Source organism: Streptomyces sp. NPDC058796 (genome assembly GCF_042745235.1).
In the GTDB taxonomy this organism is placed as follows: Bacteria; Actinomycetota; Actinomycetes; order Streptomycetales; family Streptomycetaceae; genus Streptomyces.
The window spans coordinates 1-25,541 of the sequence record NZ_JBHYOP010000007.1 but is presented as its reverse complement, the minus strand read 5'-3'; the positions used below and the strand labels follow the sequence as shown (position 1 = coordinate 25,541).

At 73.3% G+C, this 25,541-nt stretch carries 18 protein-coding genes and 1 pseudogene; 11 read left to right on the top strand and 8 right to left on the bottom strand.

The features are described 5' to 3' along the window. Positions 1–8: 8 nt before the first annotated feature. Positions 9–4,670, top strand: coding sequence for a hypothetical protein (locus ACFW47_RS18430; protein WP_386306346.1), 4,662 nt, complete (start codon positions 9–11; stop codon positions 4,668–4,670). 176 nt (positions 4,671–4,846) lie between these two features. Here ACFW47_RS18430 and ACFW47_RS18425 read toward each other — a convergent pair. Beyond that, a pseudogene (locus ACFW47_RS18425) lies at positions 4,847–5,124 on the bottom strand (IclR family transcriptional regulator); the annotation flags it as partial. 158 nt (positions 5,125–5,282) lie between these two features. Here ACFW47_RS18425 and ACFW47_RS18420 point away from each other — a divergent pair. After that, positions 5,283–5,435, top strand: a complete 153-nt coding sequence (locus tag ACFW47_RS18420) for a hypothetical protein (protein WP_386306345.1) — start codon at positions 5,283–5,285, stop codon at positions 5,433–5,435. 27 nt (positions 5,436–5,462) lie between these two features. Further along, a complete protein-coding gene (locus tag ACFW47_RS18415; protein ID WP_386306496.1) occupies positions 5,463–5,660 on the top strand; it encodes a hypothetical protein in 198 nt (65 codons plus the stop codon). 20 nt (positions 5,661–5,680) lie between these two features. Here the strand turns inward: ACFW47_RS18415 and ACFW47_RS18410 are convergent, their stop codons facing one another. Next, a complete protein-coding gene (locus ACFW47_RS18410; protein ID WP_386289024.1) occupies positions 5,681–6,250 on the bottom strand; it encodes a hypothetical protein in 570 nt (189 codons plus the stop codon). 422 nt (positions 6,251–6,672) lie between these two features. On the opposite strand from ACFW47_RS18410, the gene ACFW47_RS18405 reads away from it, so the two are divergent. From ACFW47_RS18405 to ACFW47_RS18390, 4 genes are all read left to right on the top strand, one after another. Then, positions 6,673–9,579, top strand: a complete 2,907-nt coding sequence (locus tag ACFW47_RS18405) for a nitrate- and nitrite sensing domain-containing protein (RefSeq protein ID WP_386306495.1) — start codon at positions 6,673–6,675, stop codon at positions 9,577–9,579. Next, on the top strand, positions 9,576–10,010 hold the full coding sequence (locus ACFW47_RS18400) for a roadblock/LC7 domain-containing protein (RefSeq protein ID WP_073730732.1): 435 nt from the start codon (positions 9,576–9,578) through the stop codon (positions 10,008–10,010). The genes ACFW47_RS18405 and ACFW47_RS18400 overlap by 4 nt, the downstream gene beginning before the upstream one ends. Positions 10,011–10,020: 10 nt before the next feature. After that, positions 10,021–10,416 carry a DUF742 domain-containing protein gene (locus ACFW47_RS18395; RefSeq protein WP_386289022.1) on the top strand — a complete coding sequence of 132 codons (396 nt, stop codon included), beginning with the start codon at positions 10,021–10,023 and terminating at the stop codon, positions 10,414–10,416. 67 nt (positions 10,417–10,483) lie between these two features. After that, positions 10,484–11,089 (top strand): ATP/GTP-binding protein, encoded by a 606-nt coding sequence (locus ACFW47_RS18390; protein ID WP_386289020.1) that lies wholly within the window; start codon positions 10,484–10,486, stop codon positions 11,087–11,089. A gap of 42 nt (positions 11,090–11,131) precedes the next feature. On the opposite strand, the gene glpK is transcribed toward ACFW47_RS18390, so the two are convergent. The 3 genes from glpK to ACFW47_RS18375 all read right to left on the bottom strand — a co-directional run bounded on the left by glpK (position 11,132) and on the right by ACFW47_RS18375 (position 15,687). Next, the gene (gene glpK / locus ACFW47_RS18385) at positions 11,132–12,652 is read right to left on the bottom strand and encodes a glycerol kinase GlpK (protein WP_386306344.1); all 1,521 of its coding nucleotides are present in this window, start codon (positions 12,650–12,652) and stop codon (positions 11,132–11,134) included. 49 nt (positions 12,653–12,701) lie between these two features. Next, a complete protein-coding gene (locus tag ACFW47_RS18380) occupies positions 12,702–13,451 on the bottom strand; it encodes an MIP/aquaporin family protein (protein WP_386306343.1) in 750 nt (249 codons plus the stop codon). A 610-nt stretch (positions 13,452–14,061) separates the two neighbouring features. Further along, positions 14,062–15,687: an EAL domain-containing protein gene (locus ACFW47_RS18375; protein ID WP_386306342.1), complete on the bottom strand. Its 1,626-nt coding sequence runs from the start codon at positions 15,685–15,687 to the stop codon at positions 14,062–14,064. Between the two features lie 150 nt (positions 15,688–15,837). Here ACFW47_RS18375 and ACFW47_RS18370 point away from each other — a divergent pair, with 150 nt between their 5' ends. Together ACFW47_RS18370 and ACFW47_RS18365 are read left to right on the top strand one after the other, a co-directional pair. Then, entirely contained in the window at positions 15,838–16,647 is an 810-nt protein-coding gene (locus tag ACFW47_RS18370) for a M15 family metallopeptidase (protein WP_386306340.1), read from the top strand. 47 nt (positions 16,648–16,694) lie between these two features. Continuing rightward, a complete protein-coding gene (locus ACFW47_RS18365) occupies positions 16,695–17,231 on the top strand; it encodes an NUDIX domain-containing protein (protein ID WP_386306339.1) in 537 nt (178 codons plus the stop codon). Between the two features lie 24 nt (positions 17,232–17,255). On the opposite strand, the gene ACFW47_RS18360 is transcribed toward ACFW47_RS18365, so the two are convergent. Next, positions 17,256–19,613: a glycoside hydrolase family 31 protein gene (locus ACFW47_RS18360; protein WP_386306338.1), complete on the bottom strand. Its 2,358-nt coding sequence runs from the start codon at positions 19,611–19,613 to the stop codon at positions 17,256–17,258. Between the two features lie 212 nt (positions 19,614–19,825). Between ACFW47_RS18360 and ACFW47_RS18355 the strand changes: the two genes are divergently transcribed. Next, positions 19,826–21,802 (top strand): acetoacetate--CoA ligase, encoded by a 1,977-nt coding sequence (locus ACFW47_RS18355; RefSeq protein WP_386306337.1) that lies wholly within the window; start codon positions 19,826–19,828, stop codon positions 21,800–21,802. Positions 21,803–21,923: 121 nt separating this feature from the next. Then, on the top strand, positions 21,924–22,814 hold the full coding sequence (locus ACFW47_RS18350; RefSeq protein WP_386289004.1) for a hypothetical protein: 891 nt from the start codon (positions 21,924–21,926) through the stop codon (positions 22,812–22,814). 70 nt (positions 22,815–22,884) lie between these two features. Here the strand turns inward: ACFW47_RS18350 and ptsP are convergent, their stop codons facing one another. After that, complete coding sequence (gene ptsP / locus ACFW47_RS18345; protein WP_386306335.1) at positions 22,885–24,555, bottom strand: phosphoenolpyruvate--protein phosphotransferase; 1,671 nt, start codon at positions 24,553–24,555, stop codon at positions 22,885–22,887. 77 nt (positions 24,556–24,632) lie between these two features. Beyond that, positions 24,633–25,082 (bottom strand): PTS glucose transporter subunit IIA, encoded by a 450-nt coding sequence (locus ACFW47_RS18340; RefSeq protein ID WP_386289002.1) that lies wholly within the window; start codon positions 25,080–25,082, stop codon positions 24,633–24,635. Positions 25,083–25,541: the final 459 nt, after the last annotated feature.

The following is a 25,541-nucleotide window of genomic DNA, read 5'->3' as shown; positions in this document are numbered from 1 at the left end:
AGTCCGCCATGTACGAGCTGTCCCGGGTCCGCCTCTACTCCATCGGACCCGCCGGTGCGCGCTACGCCGACACCGTGCTTGACCTGCGCGGTGTCGGTGAGCCCGTGCCCGACCCCGCCCCCACGCAGGCGGAGTTCTTCGAGGAGGAGCCGGTCGGCCCGCCGCGCCGGCCCGCGCCCGCCGGCGTCCTGTTCCTGGAGAACGGCGGCGGCAAGTCCGTGCTGCTCAAGCTGATCTTCTCGGTGATGCTGCCGGGCCACCGCAACACCCTGGGCGGAGCCAGCTCCGGCGTGCTGCGCAAGTTCCTGCTCGCCGACGACTGCGGACACGTGGCGCTGGAGTGGCAGCACGTGCAGACCGGCGAGTGCGTCGTCGTCGGCAAGGTCAGCGAGTGGCGCGGGCGCCAGGTCTCCAACGACCCGCGGAAGTTCGCCGAGGCCTGGTACTCCTTCCGGCCCGGCCCCGGACTGACCCTGGACAACCTGCCCGTCGCCGAGGCCACCGCCGTACGCCCGCCCGTCGAGGGCGTCTCCGGCGCCCAGGGACGCCGGCGCACCATGAAGGGCTTCCGGGACGCCATCACCGAGGCCTCGAAGGCCTACCCGCACCTGGAGGTGCACTGGGAGGAGATCCACGACCGCTGGATCGAGCACCTCGGCGACCTCGGCCTGGACCCCGAACTCTTCCGCTACCAGCGCGAGATGAACGCCGACGAGGGCGAGGCCGCCGGCCTCTTCGCGGTCAAGAAGGACTCCGACTTCACCGACCTCCTGCTGCGCGCCGTCACCGACACCCGCGACACCGACGGACTCGCCGACCTGGTCGGCGGCTTCGGCAACAAGCTGGGCCGCCGCGCTGAACTGATCGCCGAACGGGACTTCACCGCCGGTTCCGTCGACCTCCTCGGGCGGATCGTCGACGCCACCGAAGCGCGCGGCCGCGCCCGCGACATCCACACCGCCGCCGAACGCCGGACCAGGACCCTCGCGCGCCGGCTCGCCGCGCGCGGCGCCCAGGAGCGCCTCCGGGCCGGCGACCTCGCCCAGCGGGTCACCGCCGCCGCCTACTCCGTCACGCACGCCGAGTCCGCCCGGGACCGCAGCGCTCTCATCGCCGCCGAACTCGCCTACCGGCACGCCTCGCTGGCCCTGACCTCCGCCGAGAAGTCCGCCGCCGCGCAGAAGCGTGAACTCGCCGACGCCCGCACCCTGCACTCCGCCTGGCAGGCCGCCGAAGCCGTGCTGCGCCACCGCGCCGCGGCCGACCGCGTCTCCCGCGTGTCCGCCGCCATCCAGGAGGCCGAGCGGGACGCGGCTCCCGCGCTCGCAGCCCGCTCACAGGCCGCCGTCGACCTCGTCCGCGCCCTGCACGCGGCGGCCGGCAAGGCGGAGCACCACGCCAACGAGGAGGAGGAACGCTCCGCCGCCCTCCAGGAAGTCAGCGACGCCGCCCACCGGGACTCCACCACCGCCGCCACCGAGGCCCAGCGGGCCCGCAGCGAGGCCGGGCACCTGCGCCAGCGCCTCACCGAGGTGGAGCAGGAGACCGCCGAGGCGGTCCGCGCCGGCTGGCTCGACGACAGCGCACCCGACGCCGACCCCGCGCGGGCCGCCCTCGCGGCCAGCGACGCCGAGAAGACGACCGTCGAGGCGTGGGACACCGCCCGGGAGGCGGCACGCCGGGCCACCGAGCACGCACGCGAGGCCGCCGCCGCGGAGAGCCGCGCCGAACTGACGGCCGCCCGCGCGGCCGACGCGGCCACCGCGGCCAGACACGCCCACGAGACCGAGCGCCGCACCGCCGAGGCACTGGCGGCCGAGGAACGCCTCGCCGAGCTGCTGGGCCTGGCCGCCGCCTCCCGCGCCGGCATCCCGCAGCCCCGCCAGGACACGGACGGCGGCGAGCCGGCCGCCGCACACCGCACGGCCGACGGAGCACTGACCGCCGAACAGCTCGACCGCTTCGCCGACGAACTGCGCGAACTGCTCGACGACACCGTCTCCTCCGCCGAACGCCAGCTCTTCGACCTGCGCACCGCCGCCGCCGACGACTCCCGCATCCTCGGCGCCCTGGGCGACGGCGGACTCCTGCCGCCCGGCCCCGACGTGCTGGCCACCGTGGAGTTCCTGGGCGAACACGGCATCCCCGCCCTGCCCGGCTGGCGCTACCTCGCCCAGGCCGTCGACCCCGCCGACCACGCGCGCGTGCTGGCCGCCCGGCCCGAGCTGGTCGACGGCGTGATCATCACCGACCCCGACTCGCACACCCGCGCCCGCGAGGTCCTCGGCGACGCGGCCCTGCTGCCGCGCTCCGCCGTCGCCGTCGGCACGGCCGCCGCCCTGCTCGCGCCCACTCCCGCCCCCGACTCCGCCGCCGGCGACGTATTCCTCGTACCGCCGAACCCGGCCATGCACGACGAACACGCCGCCGACGAGGAGCGGCAGGCGCTGCGCGCACGGGCGACGGAGCGGGACGAGGAGATCCGCGCCCTCGCCGCGCGGCTAGGCAAGGACCGGGAGCTGGCGGCCCGGCTCGCCTCCTGGCGCACCGGCTGCCCCGCCGGACGCCTCGCCGAGCTGGCCCGGACAGCCGAGGAGGCGCAGGCCTTCGCCGAGGAGACCGAGGCCGAGCTGACCGAGGCGCGCACCGCGCGTGCCGAGGCGGAGGAGAGCGCCGCCGAGGCCGTACGGGTGCGCGACGAACGGCAGGAGGCCGCGCAGAAGGCCCGGCGTGCCGCCGACGCCCTCGCCGGGCTCGCCTTCCGGCTGCGCGAGCGCGCCGGCTGGCAGGCCAGGCTCCGCGAGCTGGCCGACGAGGGCACCGAGGCCGAGGCCCGCGCGCAGGCCTGCCTGGAGCGGGCCCGCGCCGCCGACGAGGACCGCCGCGCCGCCCAGCGGGCCGCCGACGACGCCCGCCGCACCGCCCGCGCGCTGCGCGCCGAGCGGGCCGAGATCGCCGGGGCCCCCGACGACGTACCGGAAGAGGCACCGGGGGTCGGCACGGACGCGCCGAAGTCGCAGGCGTCCCTGCCGGACCTCCGCGAGGCCTACCGGGCCGCCTCCCAGGTGTACGAGAAGGTCGGCGTCGGCGCCGACCTGCGCGCCGAGCAGGCCCGCGCGGAGAGCGACGAGAGCGCCGCCCGCGCCGAACTGGACCGGCTCAGCAACAAGGTCCGCACCCGGGCCGCCCAGCTGCTGGAGTCGCCGGACGGCTCCGACGGACCCTCCCGGCAGGCGGCCGCCGCCCGTGCCGAAGAGCTGGTGCAGCTCCTGGAGACGCGGATGTCGCACGCGAGCGAGCAGCTCGGCCGGCTGCGCGGTGAGGCCGAACGCCACGCACCCGAGGACGGCGACGCCCACACCGAACTCCCCGAAGAGCTCGTGCCGCGCGACGCCGAACACGCCCAGGCCCTGCTGCGCACCGCGACCGCCGAACTCGCCTCCCGCACCGAGGCGCTGTCCCAGGCGCGCGAGGCCCACGCCGAGCTGCTCGACGCCCACCGGGCCGCCGAGGACGCGGCCGGCGGCTTCGACGAGGTCGCCGCCATGCTCCGCGACCTCCTGCGCGAGCACCACGAGGAGGAGCAGGAGGAGCCGGAGCCCTACCCGGAGACCATGGAGCAGGCCCGCCGCGCCGCCGCCGAGGCCCGCCGTTCCCTGCGCGGCTGCGCCGCCGACCTGTCCGCCGCCGAGGCCGCCGTGCGCGAGGCGAGCGACGTCCTCGTCCGGCACGCCAACTCCACCCGGTACGAGCAGGTCCGCACCCCCGCCCGCCAGCAGATCCGCGAACTGCCCGCCTCCGCGCTGCCCGAGCACGCGGCCAAGTGGGCACAGGCCTTCGCGCCCCGTCTCCGCGTCCTGACCGACGAGCTGGCGCAGCTCGAACGCAACCGCGACTCGATCGTGGACCGGCTGCGCGGCCTGGTCGAGTCGGCCCTCGCCACCCTCCGTTCCGCCCAGCGGCTGTCCCGGCTGCCCGAAGGCCTCGGCGAGTGGTCCGGGCAGGAGTTCCTGCGGATCCGCTTCGAGGAACCCGATCAGGCGACCCTCACCGAGCGGCTCGGCGAGGTCGTCGACGACGCCACCCGCGCCGCCGTCAAGAAGAACTCCGACCTGCGCCGCGACGGCATGTCCCTGCTGCTGCGCGGTGTCGCCGCCGCCCTCCAGCCCAAGGGCGTCGCCGTCGAGATCCTCAAGCCCGACGCCGTACTGCGCGCCGAGCGCGTCCCCGTCGGGCAGATGGGCGACGTCTTCTCCGGCGGCCAGCTGCTCACCGCGGCCATCGCCCTGTACTGCACGATGGCCGCGCTCCGCAGCAACGACCGGGGCCGCGACCGGCACCGGCACGCCGGCACCCTCTTCCTCGACAATCCCATCGGCCGCGCCAACGCCACCTATCTGCTGGAGCTCCAGCGGGCCGTCTCCGACGCGCTCGGCGTCCAGCTCCTCTACACCACGGGTCTGTTCGACACGACCGCGCTGGCCGAGTTTCCGCTGGTCATCCGGTTGCGCAACGACGCCGACCTCAGGGCGGGCCTGAAGTACATCAGCGTGGAGGAGCACCTGAGGCCGGGCCTGCCCCAGCCGGCCCCCGCCGGCGACGGCGAGACGGTGCACAGCGAGATCACGGCCACGCGGATGTTCAAACGGCCCGTGCAGTCACCGGCCTAGGAGACGTGCCCGCCCAGCCGACCTGGCAGCCACTCGCGGAAGACCCCGATGTGATGCTCGGTCGGCACCGGTACGCCGCCCGCGCGGCGGCCCGGGACGACATCGCCGGCGGGGCCCGCCCGCAGGCCGCGAAATGCTGGACGTTGACCCGGTGGATAGCCCGGCCGGCTTCGGCAGGAGCGCACGGGCGCCGCCACGGCGGCGAGCCCGATCTCCAGTTCCTTCTGGGTGATCGCGCAGCCCCGGTCCGCCACGGCCGCCGGCTCGCCGCGCCGTGGGGTGTGCCGGCCGAGTCAGTTCTGCGCCTCACCGAGGAGGTGCCGCGGGCCTGCATGATGTTGTCCGCCGCGTCGTCGTCGAGCACCGCGATGTTCGACGTCTCACCCAGTTCGTCGGCGGGTTCGCGGCAGACCGGAACACCCTCCTGGGAGATGTCCAGCCGAGCCGCCGCCGCTGCGCGAGGTACGGCCGCCGTCACCGCCGTGGCGCTCTCCGACGGACGCACCCTGCCGGCGGACGTGGTGGGCGTCGGCGCCGCGCCCAGCACGGGCCTGGCCGGCCGGTTCGCCGCTGGCGCTGAACGACGGAGTCCTGTGCGACGACGGCTGCGTCATGTCTCTCCCGCAGGTGGTCGCCGTCGGCGACGTGGCCCGCGTCGGCGGCACGCGCGCCGAGCACTGGACCTCCGCGACCGGGCAGCCCCGCGTCGGCGTGACCAACCTGCTCGCCGGGCGAACCGTGCGGAGCGCCGGAGAGGTGCCGTAGCCGTGGTCCGACCAGTACGGCGCCCGCATCCAGTTCACCGGCCGGCGCCCGTATCACCGAGGGCGGCATCACGACGGCGCTCCGGGCGCGGACGGATTCCTCGCCCGCTATGAACGGGACGGCCGGACGACCGCGGTGCTCGCGGGGGACCGACCGCGTTCCTTCACGCGGGCCCGACGCGGACTCGCCCGGGAGGCCGAACTGTTCGGGCCCGCTCAGCCGTGAACGGAGCCCTCCCGGGCGGCTCAGGGGTGCGACAACTGCCCCGCGCCGCCCCGCCCGCGTATCCGCTCCTGCGCCCGCTCCGCGGACCGGGCCTGCCGCCTTGCCCGTCGCCGCTCGCGCCGCATCGCCCGCGCGGTGCTGCTCGGCACGGACACCACGCCGTGCCGCTGGTTCCAGACCTGCCGGGTCACCCACACGTCCAGCACGCCCCACGTGGCCACCACCGTGCCCGCCACGCTGCCGAGCACCATGGGGAACGCCAGCCAGGACCCGGCCAACGTGCACAGGAAGGCCACCATCGCCAGGATCAGCGTCACGGCCACGACCAGCACCGCCCGCACGGCCGCCGTACGCACCGGATCCGGCAGCCGGCGCCGCCGGGCGGGCTCCTCCGTCCACAACGGCCGGTAGGCCGGTCGCTCTTCAGGCTCTCCGTGCCGGTCCGCCCGCGTCTGCCGCTCCTGCCCCGGCGCGTCCGGTCCCGCTGCCGGAATGTCACGATCCGGCGCCTCGCGCACCGAGCGGGCCGTCGACCCGGCCGCACCACCGTCCTCGGGCGCCTTGCGCCGCTCCGCCGTGCCCATCACCATGTCACTCCCCACCGCCTGCAAACCGCACGCCCGTGTCCGCGGACACGGCTCCCCTCTGGCTGCCCGGCTTGCGCTGCTTTACGCCGCCCGGAGGTGGGATGCGGCTCCTGTGGCCGATTCCGCCTCCATTTCCCGTAGTGAAGGACGAACGACGGCCGCTCAAGATTCCCGGGAAGCCCGCCCGGTCGAAAAAATCCGGCCAACCCACCCGCTCTGCAGGCGGGGCGCCCCACCCCGCCCGCCGCCGGATCCCGGTGGGCAATCTCCCGCAATGGCCGGACAACTGACCATCGCCGTACGGCGGTGCGGAGGTTCGGGTTCCGGACAGGTCTTCGAGTTACCTGTGTGTCAGTAGTAGGCTCGCGCCGTTTGTTGACGCACATGTGTACCCCCTGCCGGTGGGGGACGAGCTGGGGGAGGCCATGCGCTTTCGCGGGAAGTCGATCCGCCGGAAGATCGTGGCGCTGCTTCTCGTGCCGCTGGTCTCCCTGACCGCGATCTGGGGCTTCGCCACGGTGCTCACGGGACGTGAGGCGAGCCGCCTGTTCGACGTCACCACCGTCGTCGAGGAGATCGGCTACCCGGTCGAGGACACCGTCCGCGTCCTCCAGCAGGAACGCCGCCAGACACTCGTTCACCTCGCCGACCCGCGCGCCTCCGACGGCCTGGCCGCCCTGGAGCGCAGCCGCGCCGCCACCGACGAGGCCGTCGCCGAGATCCGCCGGGGCGCCGCGGACGCCGACGTGCGCGACGCGATGGGCCAGGCTGAACAGGAGCGGCTCACCGCCGTGCTGGACGCCTTCGAGGGCATCGGCTCGCTTCGCCGCAGCGTCGAGGACGGCACCGTCGACCGCGCACAGGCCCTCGGCCTCTACAACCGGCTCGTCGACCCCTGCCACGAACTGCTCGCCAACCTTCACGTCGTCGACGACGTGAACCTGGACAAGCAGTACCGCGCACTCGTCAACGTCTCCCGCGCGCGCGAGCTGCTCTCCCGCGAGGACGCCCTCCTCGGCTCCGCCCTGGTCACCGGCCGGCTCACCCGTGCCGAGATCCGGGACGTCTCCGACCTCGTCGCCCAGCGGACGATGATGTACGACATCAACCTCCCGCTGCTGCCCGCCGCCGAACGCGGCCGTTACCAGCGTTTCTGGAAGAACGCCGCCTCCGCCCCCCTGCGGACCGCCGAACAGGCGGCCGTCTCCACCGAGGCGGGGATGCCCCGCGGCGTCACCGCCCAGAGCTGGGACACCGCCGCGGGCAGCGTCCTCGACGAACTGGGCGACCTGGACGACCACGCCGCCGACCGCTACCAGGACCGCGTCGACCCGGTCGCGACGAACACCATCGCCAAGGTGGTCATCGCCGGTGCCCTCGGCCTGATCGCCCTGCTGTTCTCCCTCTTCCTGTCCGTGCGCGTCGGCCGTTCCCTCATCCGCGACCTCAGGCAGCTGCGCCTGGAGGCCCACGAGGCGTCCGGCGTCCGCCTGCCCAGCGTGATGCGCCGCCTGTCGGCGGGCGAGGAGGTGGACGTCGAGACCGAGGTGCCGCGCCTGGAGTACGACAGGAACGAGATCGGCGAGGTCGGCCAGGCACTCAACACCCTCCAGCGCGCCGCCGTGGAGGCCGCCGTCAAGCAGGCCGAACTCCGTGCCGGCGTCTCCGAGGTCTTCGTCAACCTCGCCCGGCGCAGCCAGGTCCTGCTCCACAAGCAGCTCACCCTGCTGGACACCATGGAGCGCCGCACCGAGGACACCGAGGAACTCGCCGACCTCTTCCGCCTCGACCACCTGACCACCCGCATGCGCCGGCACGCCGAGGGTCTGGTCATCCTCTCCGGCGCGGCCCCGTCCAGGCAGTGGCGCAAGCCGATCCAGCTCATGGACGTGGTGCGGGCCGCCGTCGCCGAGGTCGAGGACTACGAGCGGATCGAGGTCCGCCGGCTGCCCCGCGTCGCCGTCACCGGCCTGGCCGTCGCCGACCTCACCCACCTCGTGGCCGAACTGCTGGAGAACGCCACGGTGTTCTCCCCACCGCACACCGCCGTACAGGTCCTGGGCGAGCGCGTCGCCAACGGCTTCACCCTGGAGATCCACGACCGGGGCCTCGGCATGGCGGCCGAAGCCCTCCTCGACGCCAACCTCCGGCTCGCCGAGACACCGGAGTTCGAGCTGTCGGACACCGACCGGCTCGGCCTGTTCGTCGTCAGCCGGCTCGCCCAGCGGCAGAACGTCCGGGTGTCCCTGCAGCCTTCCCCGTACGGCGGCACCACGGCGGTCGTCTTCGTCCCCGACGCGCTCCTGACGGAAGACGCCCCGGACACCAACGGCGTCGGTTTCCGTCTCGACCGCCCTGACGTGACGGAAAAGGAGCGCGAGGAGAGCCGCCGCGCCGCCCTCGCCCACGTCCCCGCACGGCTGCCGGGACGCCCGTCCCCCGTACTGGACGGGCCGGTGGAACTGGAGGCGCCCGTCGACCTGGACGCCCTGGACGACCTGGCGGGCGGGCTCGGCGACCAGGACGGCGAACAGGGCGGCCTGTTCCGCCCGCGCCGCTCCCTCGTCACCACGGACGACGACCCGCCGGCTGCCCGCCGCTCGGACGGGCGACGCCAGGACCGGGACGACGACGCGGCGTCACCCCGGGGCGAGGAACCGGCGAGCGGGCCGGTCGCACTGCCCCGCCGCCGGACCCCGAAACTGGTCAGTTCGCACGGGCGGCCGGTCCCCCAGCGGGCCGGTCGGGACGAGGCGGACGAGACGCCCGCCAAGGACTCGGCCCGGAGGGAGATCCGGACGACGCCGCGGGAACGACCGGGCGAGCCACCCGCGCTCCCGGCCCGCCGACGGCGCGAGAACCGGGCCGAGGACCGAGCCGGCAACCGAGCCGGCGTCCGTGACGGCGGCCGAGGCAGCACCGGCACCGACCGCGCGGAGACCGACGCGCTGCCCTCCCTGCCGTCCCGCCGCCGCGGCGCGTCTCCCACACCCGGGGGCCCTTCGGCTCACGACGGCGAGCACCGCACCCGCGGCACCGGCCCCGCGCCCGGCGCGCAGGGCACACCGCCCGCCGCCGAATCCGGGGCGGACGCCCTGCCCCGGCGCGTACGGCAGGCCAACCTCGCCCCCCAGTTGAGGCAGAGCACCGAAAGACCGGCCGAGAACCGCCCCGACCCCGCCGACCGGGACGCCGAGGAGGTACGCAGCCGCATGGCCTCGCTCCAGCGCGGCTGGCAGCGCGGCCGCAGGGAGAACGCCGCGGGGGACGACGTCCCCGGCGGCACAGCACCACAAGCACCACGAGGAACGACTAAGGGGGACGGTCGATGACCGCACCGAAGGCGACCGGCCAGACCACCACCAAGTCCGGCGAGCTCAACTGGCTCCTCGACGACCTGGTGGACCGTGTCGCGAGCATCCGCAAAGCCGTCGTCCTGTCCGGCGACGGGCTGGCGACCGGGGCGTCCAAGGACCTGACCAGGGAGGACAGCGAGCACCTGGCGGCCGTGGCGTCCGGCTTCCACAGCCTCGCCAAGGGCGTGGGCCGCCACTTCGAGGCGGGCAGCGTCCGGCAGACGGTCGTCGAACTCGACGACGCCTTCCTGTTCGTCACCGCGGCCGGCGACGGCAGCTGCCTCGCCGTCCTCTCGGACGCCGACTCCGACGTCGGCCAGGTCGCCTACGAGATGACCCTCCTCGTGAAGCGGGTCGGCGCGCACCTGGGCACCGCCCCGCGCACCGATCTGCCCTCGGGTGGGTAAGCAGGACGACATGAGCGCAGACGGTCAGGGAAGCAACCACTGGTTCGACGACGAGGCCGGCCCCGTCGTCCGTCCGTACGCCATGACGCGTGGCCGCACCTCCAGTGCGGGCCAGCACCGCCTCGACCTGATCGCGGTGGTCGTCACGGAACCCCACGCGGACGACCCGGAGGCGGACGTCACGCTCGCCCCGGAGCACGTGGACATCGTCGGTCTGTGCCGGCACACGCCCCTGTCGGTCGCCGAACTCGCCGCCGAACTGGACCTGCCCGTGGGGGTCGTACGGGTCCTGGTCGGCGACCTCGTGGACAGCGAACTGGTCCGCGTGAACCGGCCCGTACCCCCGGCCGAACTGCCGGACGAGGGCATCCTGCGCGACGTGATCAACGGGCTGAGGGCACTGTGAACCGGCATGGGAACACCGCGAACCGGCATGATGGCACGGCAAGCGGCACGTTAAGGAGAAGAGATCGATGATCTTCGGGCGTTCTCAGCGCGGCAAGCCGCCGGTCGAACCCGTCACGCTCAAAATCCTGGTGGCCGGCGGCTTCGGCGTCGGCAAGACCACCCTCGTCGGCGCGGTCAGCGAGATACGGCCGCTGCGCACCGAGGAACTGCTCACCGAGGCCGGGCGGCCCGTCGACGACGTCAGCGGGGTGGAGGCCAAGCACACCACCACCGTCGCCATGGACTTCGGCCGGATCACCCTGCGCGAGGACCTGGTCCTGTACCTCTTCGGCACGCCCGGCCAGGAGCGGTTCTGGTTCATGTGGGACGAGCTTTCCGAGGGCGCGCTCGGCGCCGTCGTCCTGGCCGACACCCGCCGCCTGGAGGACTGCTTCGCCGCCGTCGACTACTTCGAACGCCGCTCCATCCCGTTCCTGGTCGGCGTCAACTGCTTCGAAGGATCGGCCCGTTACCCGGCCGGGACCGTCCGCCAGGCCTTGGACCTCGACCCGGACGTGCCACTGGTGATGTGCGACGCACGCGACCGGGAGTCGGTCAAGGAGGTCCTCGTCGGAGTGGTCCAGCACGCCATGGCCCAGGCCGCGGACCGCCGCCGGACCGTCACGACCTGACCGCCTCCCCGGAGACGGACGAGGTCGTCGTCCGCCCGCGGCCTAGCCGTCGCCGTCCTCCAGCCACCCGAAGCTCTTCTCCACCGCCTTGCGCCAGTTCCGGTGCTCCCGGTCCCGCACCGACGCCTCCATGGCAGGCGTCCACTCGGCATCCGGGCGCCAGTGCGCCTTGAGCTCGTCGAGGCCGTTCCACACACCGGTGGCCAGTCCGGCCGCGTACGCGGCACCCAGACAGGTCGTCTCGGAGACCCGGGGCCGGATCACCGGCACGCCCAGGACGTCCGCCTGGTGCTGCATCAGCAGACCGTTCCCCGTCATGCCGCCGTCGACCTTCAGGGTCGTGATGCGCACCCCGGAGTCCTCGTACATGGCGTCCACGACCTCGCGAGTCTGCCAGCTCGTGGCCTCCAGCACCGCCCGCGCGAGGTGCGCCTTGGTGACGTACCGGGTGAGTCCGGTGACGACGCCGCGCGCGTCCGAGCGCCAGTAGGGGGCGAACAGCCCGGAGAAGGCGGGCACGACGTACGCGCCGCCGTTGTCCGCCACGCTCGCCGCCAGCGGTTCGATCTCGTCGGCGCTGCGGATGATGCCCAGCTGGTCGCGGAACCACTGCACCAGGGCCCCCGTGACGGCGATCGACCCCTCCAGGCAGTACACGGGCGGCTCGTCGCCGATCTTGTAGCCCACCGTGGTCAGCAGCCCGCTCTTCGACGGCACCGGCCGCTCACCGGTGTTGAGCAGCAGGAAGCTGCCCGTGCCGTAGGTGTTCTTCGCCGTGCCCACGTCGTAGCAGGCCTGGCCGAACACGGCCGCCTGCTGGTCACCCAGGGCGGAGGCCACGGGTACGCCGGCGAGCTGCCCGACGGCGGTGCCGTAGACCTCGGCGGAGGACCTGATCTCCGGGAGCACGGCCTCGGGGATGTTCATGGCCGACAGGATGGACGGGTCCCACTCGAGGGTACGGAGGTTCATCAGCATGGTGCGCCCGGCGTTGGTGACGTCCGTGACGTGCCGGCCGCCGTCGGTGCCGCCGGTGAGGTTCCAGATCAGCCAGGAGTCGATGGTGCCGAAGGCGATCTCGCCCCGCTCGGCGCGGGCCCTGAGCCCGGGCACGTTGTCGAGCAGCCAGGCCGCCTTCGGTCCGGAGAAGTAGCTGGCCAGCGGCAGCCCGGTCTGCTCGCGGAAACGGTCCTGCCCGTCCGTGCCGCCCAGCCGGCGGCACAGCCCGGAGGTGCGCGTGTCCTGCCACACGATGGCGTTGTGCACGGGCTTGCCGGTCGCGCGGTCCCACAGCACGGTGGTCTCGCGCTGGTTGGTGATGCCCAGCGCGCTGAGCCGGTCGGCGCGCAGGCCGGCCTTGGCGAGCGCTCCCGCGACCACCGCCTGCGTCTTGGACCAGATCTCGGTGGCGTCGTGCTCGACCCAGCCGGGCTTGGGGAAGATCTGGCGGTGCTCGCGCTGGTCCACGGCGACGATCGCGCCGGCCCGGTCGAAGACGATGCAGCGGCTCGAGGTGGTGCCCTGATCGATCGCGGCGACGTACGTGGCGGAGTGGTCCGTCATGGCTACCCCTTGGGCTTGGCCGGTGGTGGGGGAGTGCTCGGGCGGCCGGTCAGAAGGCCGCGTTGTAGATCAGCCCGGCGAGCGCCCCGCCGATCAGCGGTCCGGCCACCGGGATCCACGCGTAACCCCAGTCGGAGGTGCCCTTGTTCGGGATCGGCAGGAACGTGTGCACGATGCGTGGGCCGAGGTCGCGCGTCGGGTTGATGGCGTAGCCGGTCGGCCCGCCGAGGGAGAGACCGATGCCGACGACGAGCAGGGCGACGATCAGCACCAGCGTCCCGGACTCGCCGAGCCCCTCCGTCAGCCCGAAGGCGAGGATCGGCAGAACGAGTCCCACGGTCGCGATGATCTCCGTCATCAGGTTGGCGACGGGGTTCCGGATCTCCGGGACGGTCGAGAAGATACCGAGCGTCGGCACCGGTTCGTCCGCCGTGCCCTCGGTGGTGCCGGTCTTGCGCACGTTGGCCTGGAACTGGGCGAAGTACGTGAGGTAGCACAGCACGGCGCCCAGCATCGCGCCGACGAACTGCCCCAGCACGTACACCCAGACCTTGCCCCACTCACCGGTGTCGACGGCGATCCCGAGCGTGACGGCCGGATTGAGGTGTCCGCCCGAGAGCGGGGCCGCGGTGTACGCGCCGGCCAGCACGCCGAAGCCCCAGCCGAACGCGATCACCACCCATCCCGCCGTCCGGGCCTTGCTGTACCTGAGGGTCACGGCGGCGCAGACACCGGCGCCGAAGAGGATGAGGATCGCCGTGCCGATGATCTCGCCGACGAAGATGTCTCCGTTGCTCATGACGGCTCCTAGGCCCCGGCCCGGGACGACCGGTCCCGGTCCGCACGTGCGGGTGCGTTTCCCATGGCGTCCTGCGCCGAGGGGGCGTGAGTGACGAGCGTGCCGTAGCAGCCGGACCGGCCGTGGGGGAGTGGTCCTCGAAGCGCGGGAGGACCCGCGCGACGCAGTGCCGGAATACGCCGAGATGTACGGCGATGTCGACTGACACCGGAAGTGTTCACCGGCACCCGCGGAGCGTCAAGGTGGCCGACCGCAACGGTTCGTGACCCGTGCCGCGGCCTTCCCGGACCAACCCCCGCCGAAGGGCTTGCCACCCCTCGGCCGGCGTGGCTGCCCCTCGGGGTTGTCATGGGCGGGACTCTCGGTGGTGGGGAGGTTGTCCGTGGGCGGGACACCCGGTGGTGGGGAGGTTGTCCGTGGCCGGGTTCGCATCGCTGTCCTGGGGGCGCTCGCGGTCGACTCCCACCGGGGGCGCGCCGCCCCTCAGCCGGTCCGTGCTGCCCCGGGGCCGTCGCGGGTGGATTCCCGTCCGCTGGGAATCGTCCTTGAGCGGGTCCCGTCGCAGCTCCGGGGCCGGTCCCGGGCGGCCCTCGGGGCGGGGAGGCCCCCGTCAGCCCGTCTGCGCCGCCGCCCGGTTCGAGCCGCGCCGGACCTCGTGCCCCGGCGTTCCCGCCCGGCCCAGCACCCAACTCGCCCCGCCCAACGCCTTCGCGGCCTCCTTCAGCGGCGCCAGACACGCCGCCGCCTGCCGGTGGTCCGGGACGCTCCCGGGCAGACACAGGACCGTCGCCAGGGACAGCGTCACGGGCCGCCCGCCGGCCGACCACGGCACGTCCAGCACGGCGGCGGCCAGCGGATCCAGCTCCTCCGGATCGGTGAGCACCAGGAAGTCGTCGCCACCGATGTGCCCCACGTGCGTGGACCCTGACGCCGACCTCTGCAGCGCCCGGCCGACCGCCCGGATCAGCTCATCGCCCGCCGCGAACCCGGCCCGGTCGTTCACCTGCTTGAAGTGGTCCACGTCGAGCCAGCTCAGCGCGAGAGCCCGCCCCTCCGCGATCCGCCGGTCCACCTCACCCGTGATCGCGTCCGAGCCGGGCAGCCTGGTCAGCGGGTTCAGCCCGGCCGCCTCCTCCACCCGGCTCTCGGCCAGCGCCCGCACGAGATCCGCGAGCCGTACGACGCCCACGCACCGTCCGTTCGCGTCGACCACGGCGACGTCGTCCGACGTACGGCCCCGGCCGCCGACCGCCACGACGTCCAGCACCTCCCAGGCCGTCGCGTCGACGCCCACCGTCCGAGGCACGTCCCCGAGCTTGGCCGCGGGCCGGTCGGCGTAGAGGGCGTGCCCGTAGCGCCCCGACATCGACAGGAGGAAGCGGGACCGGTGCACCGACCGCACCGGAACCCCGTTCCGGTCCACGAGCAGCACCCCGGACACGTCCGGCGACCCGGTGAGCAGCGCCCGTACCCGCCCCGCCGACGCCGTCGCGGGCAGCAGTGCGGCCGGCCGCACGAACTGCCGCACCGACGGACCCGAACGACGTGCCGACGGGACGCCGGGGGAGCCGGGCGGAACGTACACGTCCGCCACCGGCAGCCGCGCGGGCGGCGCGAACAGTTCCCCCTGCGCCCACTGCGCGCCGGCCGACCGCGCGGCGGCGCACTGCGCCTCCGTCTCCACACCCTCCACGGACAGCAGCGCGCCCAGCCCGTCGCAGAGCACCCGCATGGCCCGCACCGCGGCGGGCCGCGCCAGCAAGGAGGCGTCGAGCTTGACCAGCTCCGGCGCCAGGTCCGCCAGCAGCCGCAGCGGCGCGTCACCGTCACCGACCCCGTCCGCACAGATACGGAATCCCTGGCCCCGCACCGTGGACACCGCCTCCAGCAGCGCCCGCCGCGGCACGTGCGCGTACGGCGGGCAGACGTCCAGCGTGACCTCCCAGGGCATCCGCCCCGCCTCGCGCACGGCGTCGTACAGGGGCTGGAGACCACCGAGGTCGGCCAAGGTGCCGGCGAACACGTTGACGTGCAGGGGCAGCAGGGTCTCCTTGCGCACCGCCGCGCGGAACGCGGACACCGCCAGCCGTCCGTCGAGCTCGGGGTCGCGGCGGGCCTCGGCCAGGATGTCGCCGCTCTCCGGACGGGCGAGTATCTCCAGCGCCGCGACCCCGCCGGTCATCAGGTTGACCACCGGTTGGAAGGCGAAGCGGAGAGTGTCCGTCCAGGAGCGCACGGGAGCAGGATGGCGTCCCCGGGACCCGACCGGGCCCAGTTCATGAGACGTTCACGCATGATTCCGAATCGCTCACGGAGCGTACGCGGGAGCGTGCCGCCGGTCCGCCCACTTCCCCCGCGCCGCCCCCGCCTGATAGATGCAGGGAGCATGACACGTATCCCCACCGCGCTCCGTGGCCTGGTCACCGCCCTCGCCGCCCTGGTCGCCGTGACCGCCGCCCCCGGCACCGCCACCGCGAAACCCGAGCCCAGGGCTCCCGAGGACTTCGTGTCCCTGAGCAGCGTCGACCCCACGATCATCCAGGAGATGCGCTACGTCACCCGGCACAACTTCGTCGGCGAACCGATCGACGGCTACCAACAACGCCTGTGCATCCTCACCCGCCCCGCCGCCGAAGCCCTGCACCGGGCCCAGACCCGCCTGCTGCGGCAGGGCTACTCCCTCAAGGTGTACGACTGCTACCGGCCGCAGCGCGCCGTCGACCAATTCGTCCGCTGGGCCGAGGACCTCGGCGACCAACGGATGAAGGCCGAGTTCTACCCGGAGGTCGACAAGACCCGCCTGTTCGCCGACGGCTACATCGCCGAGAAGTCCGGCCACAGCCGCGGCTCGACCGTCGACCTCACCCTCGTCGAGGTCCCGGCCAAGCCAACCCGGCCCCACCACCCCGGACAGCCCCTGGTGCCCTGCTTCGCTCCCCAGGAGGAGCGCTTTCCCGACAACTCCGTCGACATGGGCACCGGTTACGACTGCTTCGACACCCGCTCCCACACCCTCGACCCCCGCATCCAGGGCGCCCAGCGCGCCAACCGGCTACTGCTGAAGGACGCCCTGGAGGACGTCGGCCTGGTGAACCTCCCCGAAGAGTGGTGGCACTTCACGTACAAGCCCGAGCCGTACCCGGACACCTACTTCGACTTCCCGGTCTCCGCCAAGTCCCTCGCCGGCCGCCGCTGAGCCGCCCGCCGGAGCCGCCCGCCGAGCCATCGGATACAGTCCGCCGCGTGTCCGAAACTCAATCCTCCGTTCCCAACTCCGCGCCCGGCTCCCACTGTTCGAGCTGCGGATCGCCCTACGGAGAGGGCGTCTCCGGCTGGCCCCGCACCTGCCCGGCGTGCGGCACCGTGGCCTACCGCAACCCGCTGCCGGTCGCGGTCGCCCTCCAGCCCGTGTACGACACCCAGGGCACCGCCCTGGTCGTCATCACCCGCACCGTGCCCCCCGCGCGCGGGGGCGTCGCGCTGCCCGGCGGCTACATCGACGACCGGGAGGACTGGCGGCAGGCCGTCGTCCGCGAACTCAAGGAGGAGACGGGCATCGACGCCGCGAGCCGCGACGTACGCCTGATCGACGCCATGAGCTCGTCCGACGGCCACCTGCTGATCTTCGGACTCCTGCCGGAACGGCCGGCCGAGAGCCTCCCGCCCTCCGCCGACACGAGCGAGACCGAAGGCTGGCACCTGCTGCGCAGGGCGGAAGAGCTCGCCTTCCCGCTCCACACCCGGGCCGTGCGGGCCTGGTTCGAGGGCCGCTACATCTGAGCTGCCGCTGCGTCCGACGCGCCGCTACCCCGGGCCCGAGCCCTCCGCGAGCCCGCGGACACGGACCGGGCGGGACGGCTCGCACACGCCGTCCTCGCCCTCCCGCTCCACCACCACCCGCCGACCCTCCCAACGCGAGCCGTACCGCTCGATCTCCGGCTCCTCCCAGCCGTCGCCCGCGTCCGGCACGACCAGTCCGCCGCCGGTCCGCCCCCGCGCGGGCGCCCACACCTCCAGTACCGTCCCACCGTCCTCCCCACGCACCGGAATCACGGCGCCCGCGCGTGCGAACACCGGAATCCGCGCCACGGGGGCGTCCACGAGAACCTGCGCGGGCCCTTCGTACGCCCGCTCCGTCGCCGTGTCGTACCAGCGCCCCCGGGGCAGCCGCACCGCCCGGCTTTCCGCCCCCGGGTCCAGCACCGGCGCGACCAGCAGGCAGTCGCCCAGCAGGAAGGCGTCCTCGCAGTCCCGCAGGGCCCGCTCCTCCGGAGCCGACCACCACAGGGGACGCACATAGGGAGCGCCCGTACGCCGGGCCAGGTACGCCAGCGTCACGAAATACGGCAGCAGCCGCCGCCGTCCGTCGAGCACCACGCGCGCGTGCTCCAGTACCTCGGCACCGAACCCCCACGGCTCAGCCCGCGTGCGGAACAACGGCAGATGAGCCGCCAGCTGCAGCCACCGCAGATACAACTCCGGCGAAGCGCTCCCGTCCGCCCCGCCCACGTCCGGTCCCGCGTACGGCACCCCGCACACCCCGAGCCCCGTCACCAGTGCCAGCGAGGCCCGCAGCCCGGGCCAGCCCGCACCCGCGTCCCCGGTCCACACTCCGCCGTACCGCTGCATACCGGCCCATCCGGAACGGGACAGGACGAACGGCCGCTCCCCGGGCGTCAGAGCCCGCAGCCCCTCGAACCCGGCGCGGGCCATGCACAACGCGTACACGTTGTGGGCCTCCCGGTGGTCGCCGCCCCGGCCCTCCAGCGAATGCCGCGCCGAAAGCGGCAGCGTCGGCTCCCCGAACGCGGCGAACGACGTGGGCTCGTCCAGGTCGTGCCAGAAACCGGCGAAACCCTGCCCGAGCCGCTCCTCGTACCACCCGCCCCACCACTCGCGCACCCGCGCGCGCGTGAAGTCGGGAAAGACGACCTCCCCGGGCCGCGCCACCCCACGCACGGGGGGCCCGGAGGCGCCCCGCACGAACACGTCCTCGTCCGTCCCACCGTCGTACACGGCGTTGCCGGGCACGGCAGGGACCGCGGGATCGACGACCGACACCAGCCGGACACCGTCCCGGCGCAGTTCCTCCGCGAGAACGGGCAGCTTCGGGAACCGTCCCTCGTCCACGGTGAACACCTGCCGGCCGTCGAGATGTCCGGCGCCCAGGTGGACGGCGTCCAGCGGCAGGTCGCGCTCCTGGAAACCGGCGACGACCCGCCGCACCTCCTGCTCGTCACCGGCGCCCGACCGCGCGTGCTGGTGACCGAGCGCCCACGCGGGCGGCAGCGCGGGTGCCCCGGTGAGCGACGCCCAGGCGAGCAGCACCCGCGCGGGAGTACCCACCGCCACCCAGCACCGCAACGGACCTCCCTCCATCCGCAGCACACTCCGCCCCGGCCGGTCGTGCCCCGACCCCGCACCCTCCTCGCCCTCCCGCAGCGTCACCGTGCCGTCCCACGAACTGTCGTGGAACACCAGGTGCGTCCCCGCGTCCGCCACCACCAGCTGCACCGGCATCGCGACCGACGGCCGGTCCCCGCCCGACGCGAGATCCGACTCCCGCGCGCCGTTCCACAACCGGTACGTGCCCTCCCTCAGCCGGGGACCCGCGCACCGCCCGCCCAGCCCGAAGAACCGGGCGTCCGCCGCCACCTCCGACCGCAGCGTCCAGCGCGCCGGACCGCCGCCGACCGGCTCCCACCAGCGCGGCGGCGCTTCCCGGCGCAACACCACACCCCCGGGCGTACGCACCTCGACCGCCCCGTGCCGGGAGACGGCCACCGTCGCCCGCTCGGCCACCACCCGCCAGCCGCCGCCCTTGTCCGGCTCCAGCACCGCCCGCGGATCCGCCTCCGGGCAACGGCCCGCCAACGCGTACGACGGCTCCGGCCCGGCCCCGTCCCACCCCCAGAACACCGCCCCGTTCACGGCGACGAGTACGCGCAGCTCCGAGCGGGCGAACCGGACCGTCCCGCCGCCGGGCCCGGGCTCGACCTCCCGCATCGGCCCCGGCACCCGGGCGCGCTCCGCCCCCCGCGGTGGGAGCCCCGCGGCATCCGCCCGCCGCCTGCGCCACGCCGCCCGCACGGTACGCAACCCCTGCGCAGCCCCCGCAGAGCCGACTGCTTTCATCGAACGCACCAGGTCACGACCGTCCATGCTGCTCACCCTGCCACCGACCGGCACCCGCGCGGGACGCGTTCAACTGCCGTTCACCCGTGACGCCACCACATCTTCATGACGCCGACTATGTGGGGCGCGCCCTGGTGCGGAAGTCGATCACATGGCATCGTCCCTGTCAGCCGCGTCACGCGCACACCCCAGCCCGTGCGCGGAGGACGCACACGACGCGCACAGTCCGGGAGCCGCCCATGTCGACCGTGAACCCCCAGCCGCTCTGGCAGCCGGATCCGCAACGCATCGCGCGAGCCCGGATCACCGCGTTCCAGGCCTGGGCAGCCGAACACCACGGCGCGCCCGCCGGAGGCGGCTACGCGGCCCTGCACCGCTGGTCCGTCGATGAGCCCGACACCTTCTGGAAAGCGGTCACGGACTGGTTCGACGTACGCTTCGCGACGCCCTACGCGCGCGTGCTGGGCGACCGCTCCATGCCCGGCGCCCAGTGGTTCCCCGGCGCCACACTCAACTACGCCGAGCACGCCCTGCGCGCGGCCGCCACCCGCGCGGACGAACCGGCCCTCCTGTACGTCGACGAGACCCACGAACCCAGCCCCGTCACCTGGACCGAACTCCGCCGACAGGTCGGCTCGCTCGCCGGCGAACTGCGCGCCCTCGGCGTACGCCCGGGCGACCGCGTCAGCGGGTACCTCCCCAACATCCCCCAGGCCGTGGTCGCCCTCCTCGCCACCGCCGCCGTGGGCGGGGTCTGGACCTCCTGCGCCCCCGACTTCGGCGCCCGGAGCGTCCTGGACCGCTTCCAGCAGGTCGAGCCAGTCGTCCTGTTCACCGTCGACGGCTACCGGTACGGCGGCAAGGAACACGACCGCCGCGAAACGGTCGCCGAACTCCGCCGCGAACTGCCCACCCTCCGCGCGGTGGTCCACATCCCGCTCCTCGGCAGCGAGGCCCCCGAGGGCGCGCTGGACTGGGAAACGCTGACGGCCGCGGACACGGAACCCGTCTTCGAGCAACTGCCCTTCGACCACCCCTTGTGGGTGCTCTACTCCTCCGGCACCACCGGCCTGCCCAAGGCCATCGTCCAGTCGCAGGGCGGCATCCTCGTCGAGCACCTCAAGCAGCTCGGCCTGCACTGCGACCTCGGCCCCGAGGACCGCTTCTTCTGGTACACCTCGACCGGCTGGATGATGTGGAACTTCCTCGTCTCCGGCCTCCTCACCGGCACCACGATCGTCCTCTACGACGGCAGTCCCGGCTTCCCGGACACCGGCGCCCAGTGGCGCATCGCCGAACGCACCGGCGCCACCCTCTTCGGCACCTCCGCCGCCTACGTGATGGCCTGCCGCAAGGCCGGTGTCCATCCCGCCCGCGACCACGACCTCTCCAAGGTCCAGTGCGTCGCCACCACCGGATCCCCGCTCCCGCCCGACGGCTTCCGCTGGCTGCACGACGAGTTCGCCGCGAGCGGCGCCGACCTGTGGATCGCCTCCGTCAGCGGCGGCACCGACGTCTGCTCGTGCTTCGCCGGCGCGGTCCCCACCCTCCCGGTGTACATCGGCGAACTCCAGGCTCCCGGCCTCGGAACCGACCTGCAGTCCTGGGACCCCGGCGGCGTCCCCCTGACCGACGAGGTCGGCGAACTCGTCGTCACCAACCCCATGCCCTCGATGCCGATCCGCTTCTGGAACGACCCCGACGGCAGCCGCTACCGCGACAGCTACTTCGACACCTACCCCGGTGTGTGGCGGCACGGCGACTGGATCACCGTCACCTCACGGGGATCGGTGGTCATCCACGGCCGCTCCGACTCCACCCTGAACCGGCAGGGCGTCCGCATGGGCTCGGCCGACATCTACGAAGCCGTCGAGCGGCTGCCCGAGATCAGGGAATCCCTCGTGATCGGCGTCGAACAGCCCGACGGCGGCTACTGGATGCCCCTGTTCGTGCACCTCGCCCCCGGCGCCACCGTCGACGAGGCACTGCTGACCCGCATCAAGCAGACCATCCGCGAACAGCTCTCCCCGCGTCACGTCCCCGACGAGGTCATCGAGGTGCCCGGCATCCCGCACACCCTGACCGGCAAGCGCATCGAGGTCCCGGTCAAGCGCCTCCTCCAGGGCACCCCGCTGGACAAGGCGGTCAACCCCGGCTCCATCGACAACCTCGACCTGCTCCACTTCTACGAGGAACTCGCTCGCAAACGCACCTGACCAGGCACTCCGCGAGCCGGCCACGCATCCGACGGCCGGCTCGCGACGCCTGCCCCGAGGCCGTTGTCAGTGCCGCCGGTTACTGTGAGTGAGCATTGATCGACTGCGCACAGGGGGAAAGATGGCGCACACCGACCAGACCACGCGACGCGTCCTGCGCCGGGAAATCGCCGGCACCATCGGACTGCTCACCGACGAGCACGACTTCCGCGCCATGCGGCGCTACCGAAGCTTCACCTTCGACGACCACGCCGCATATCTCCAACAGGTGGAAGCCCTGCTCAAGACACGCGCATCGCAAGGCAGCCACACCACCATCGCCCTCTTCGACCCCGAGGAGTACGCCGAATTCTGCACGGCGGCGGGCCTCGACCCCGACGCCCCCGCCAGCCGCAGCCGATTCACCGCCGAGCTGGCGGCCTGCGGCCCCACCGTCCCCTACGACGGCCGGCCCCTCGCCGACCTGCTCCCCGCCCTCGTCGACGAAGCGGTCCGCCAGGCCACCCGGGAGTACGCCGCCACCCTCCTCGCCCGCCTCGGCAGCTGCGTGACCTGCGGCGAGGACCTGGGCCGAGCCGCCTTCACCCGCGCATCGCGGCTCCTCCTGCGTGTCCTCGAGACCGCCCCACCGGGCAACCGCCACCTGGTCTGCAGCGTCTCCGGCTCCCCGGAAACCCTCGTCTCCGTACTCCACGCCGACGACGAACTCGACGGCACCCCGCACATCGACGAGGCCGAGGCCATGGAGTTCACGGGCGTCCTCGCCCTGGGCCTGGCCACCCACAGCCCCGGCGGACTCGTCATGCGCGTCAGCACCCCGGGCGGCCCCGACCGCATCCACGGCTGGCGCCTGCGCGGATACGGCCTGGAACCCCTCACCGCCGGAGAGGTCTTCGACGCCTACTGCACCGACATCGAGTCCGGCGACCTCATCTCCCCGGAATCCAACGTCGACTACTGCGCGCCACCGGACCTCGGAGACGACCACCTGCCACCGGGACACCACCACTGACGCACGCGGGGCGCCCCACCCGAAGGTGGAGCGCCCCGCACCGCGGCCGCGCGGACGGCCTCGCCCGGCCCTACTCGCCGGACAGCACCGCCTGAGCGGCGCTGCGCGCCTCCTCGGCGCTCTCCGCCGCCCGGGCGGCCGCCGCCGCGCGCTCACACTGAGCCAGCGTGAACTTCGCCAGCGTCGCCCGCACATACGGCAGCGACGCGGCGCCCATGGAAAGGGAGGTGACGCCCAGACCCGTCAGCACACACGCCAGCAGCGGATCCGACGCCGCCTCACCGCAGACACCGCAGCTCTTGCCCTCGGCCTTCGCCGCCTCCGCGGACAGCGCGACCAGGTCGAGCAGCGCCGGCTGCCACGGATCCTGCAGCCGGGACACCGCGCCCACCTGACGGTCGGCCGCGAAGGTGTACTGCGCGAGGTCGTTCGTCCCCAGCGAGAGGAACTCGACCTCCTGCAGCACCGAGCGCGCCCGCAGCGCGGCCGACGGGATCTCCACCATCGCGCCGAACTTCGCCCGCAGCCCGGCCTCGCGGCAGGCGTCCGCGAACGCCTTGGCGTCGGCGCGGTCCGCCACCATCGGGGCCATGACCTCGAGGTAGACCGGAAGACCTTCGGCCGCCTTCGACAGCGCCGTGAGCTGCGTGCGCAGCACCTCCGGGTGGTCCAGCAGCGTCCGCAGCCCACGCACACCCAGCGCCGGGTTCGGCTCGTCGCCCGGCGTCAGGAAGTCCAGCGGCTTGTCCGCGCCGGCGTCCAGCACCCGCACGACGACCCGGCCCTCCGGGAAGGCCTCCAGCACCTGCCGGTAGGCAGTGACCTGCTTCTCCTCGGACGGCGCGTTCTTGCTGTCGTCGAGGAAGAGGAACTCGGTACGGAAGAGACCCACACCCTCCGCACCGGCCTCGACCGCGGCCGGCACGTCGGCGGGACCGCCGATGTTCGCGAGCAGCGGCACCTTGTGACCGTCCGAGGTCGCACCCGGCCCCGTCGAGGCGGCCAGGGCGGCCTTGCGCTCGGCCGCCTCCGCCTCCATCCGGGCCTTCTTCTCCGCGCTGGGGTTGACGAAGATCTCGCCGGTGCTGCCGTCCACGGCGACGACCGTGCCCTCGGGAAGCTCCCCGGCACCGGGCAGCGCCACCACGGCGGGCACGCCGAGCGCCCGCGCGAGAATGGCGCTGTGGCTGGTCGGCCCGCCCTCCTCGGTGACGAAGCCGAGCACCAGCGCCGGGTCCAGCAGGGCCGTGTCCGCCGGCGCGAGGTCGCGCGCGATGAGGACGTAGGGCTCGTCGCTGTCCGGTACGCCCGGCATCGGCACCCCGAGCAGACGCGCGACGATACGATTCCGCACGTCGTCGAGGTCGGCCACGCGGCCCGCCAGGTACTCACCGGCACCGGCCAGCAGAGCACGATAAGCGGCGAAGGCGTCGTACGCCGCCCGCTCGGCCGTGCTGCCGACGGCGATCCGCCGCTCCACGTCCGCCATCAACTCGGGGTCCTGGGCCATCATGGCCTGCGCCTCGAGCACCGCCTGGGCTTCGCCCCCCGCCAGATTGCCGCGCGCCATCAGATCGGCGGCCACAGCCTCCACGGCCTTGCGGGCGCGCCCCTGCTCACGCTCGGCGTCCTCGGCCGGAATCTGCTTCGCCGGCGGCTCGAGCACCGCCGTCCCCATGTGCCGAACCTCGCCGATCGCCACTCCGTGGCTCACACCGACGCCTCGCAGCGTTGTCTCCATCTCACCCGTCCCGATAATGCGGCGGGTCCCGCCGCCGCGGTGGTTGTCCTGCCAGCCGTCCTGCGACGGCGCCGACGTCACTTCCAGAGGAAGAGACTCTCGCCGGCCTTCACCTCGCCGTCCTCACGGAGATCGGTGAGGGCCTCGGCGGTCGCTTCGAGAGCCACGATCGGACAGACCGGCGACTTGCCCGCGGCCTCGACGGCCGCCGGGTCCCAGCGCACCACGCCCTGCCCGCGCACGACGGTGTCCCCCTTGTTCACCAGCAGCTCGAAGCCCTCCCCGTTGAGCTGCACGGTGTCGATACCGAGGTGGGTGAGAACGCCGTGCCCGCTCTCGTCGACCACGACGAAGGCGTGCGGGTGCAGGGAGACGATGACCCCGTCCACGGGGGCCACCGCCTCGCCGGCCTCCCGGAGGGGGTCGATGGCGGTACCCGGGCCGACCATGGCCCCGGAGAAGACGGGATCGGGCACGGCGGCCAGTCCGATGGCACGTCCTGCGAGCGGGGACGAGACGGTGGTCATGGGAAGCCTCCCAGGGGCGGGGATGTATACGGGCCGTCACTGCCTGTCCCGGACGGCGCACTGTGCAGCAGGGTATGTCATAGGAAGTACCGGTTCCGCATGAGTGTTCCGATTAGAGGTCTAGACCACACTCCCCACGGATTTGCACCCGTTCCGCGGCCCCGTGTAGAGTCATTACTCCTGTCTGGGGCTGAGCGACGCGAAGTAAGCGCCCTCGCCACGGCAGCAACCAACTCGTCAGATCCTATCGCTGGATCGCCTTCTGCATGCCCGCAGGACGGTGGTCAGAAGCACCGGGAAAGCCTGGTAGTGTTGGAAACACCGAAGGGAAGCGCCCGGAGGAAAGCCCGAGAGGGTGAGTACGAAGGAAGCGACCGTTCCTTGAGAACTCAACAGCGTGCCAAAAGTCAACGCCAGATATGTTGATACCCCGACCTGATCGGTTCGATCGGGTTGAGG